This window comes from Vibrio sp. 1580 (genome assembly GCF_033340055.1).
On record NZ_JAWOVT010000210.1, the window covers coordinates 1 to 772 of the forward strand.

General features: G+C 45.6%; 1 protein-coding gene. It reads left to right on the forward strand.

What is annotated here, in order from left to right; genetic code table 11:
• Positions 1-700 (forward strand): ABC transporter permease (locus R7093_RS25070; protein ID WP_318146997.1); only part of this gene is annotated, 700 nt, incomplete at its 5' end.
• Positions 701-772: the final 72 nt, after the last annotated feature.

Sequence of the window (772 nt, forward strand, 5' to 3'; positions counted from 1 at the left end):
AGTCAGCGTTGTGCGTATGACTTTACAGCTTGTTCTGATCGGGGTTTATCTTGAATATCTCTTTCAATTAAACAGCTTGATCATCAACTTACTTTGGCTTGCGATTATGCTCGTCGTAGGAGCAAGTTCCATTGCAGGGAAAGCACGTTTACCGAAAAAGCCGCTCATGTTGCCACTTCTCACTGGGCTTGTATGTGGCTTGTTTCCATTACTAATTGCGATCACCGCTGGCTTGGTGCGTCCTACTCCGCTTTACAATGCACAATATATGATCCCATTGGCAGGCATGCTGTTAGGCAATAGTCTGAGCAGTAATATCATCGCGCTACAAAACTTATTCTCTGCTTTTGAAGAGCGTAAATCTGAGTACGAAGCTGCCATCTCACTGGGTGCCGCCCCTAAATACGCTTCCTTTCCTTTCGTTCAGGAGGCTCTGAGAAAATCGTTAGCGCCAACGCTAGCCTCAATGACCACGATGGGCCTTGTCACGCTTCCTGGTATGATGACGGGGCAAATCCTAGGGGGCGCAAGCCCATTGGTTGCCATTAAATATCAACTGGTCATCATGCTAGCTATTTTTGTCATGATGAGCGTCTCTGTTGCCATCACACTTGAAATGACATTGAGCTTTGTACAAACAAAAGAAGGCCGTGTTACGGTCAAAGTACGCCCAGTTGATGGAATGAAGCGAGGTCAGTAATTGGCCACATAACCCCCTAATTTTATGAAATTTTCTGGATCTTCAGAGATACTCACGATCTTTGATACAGGT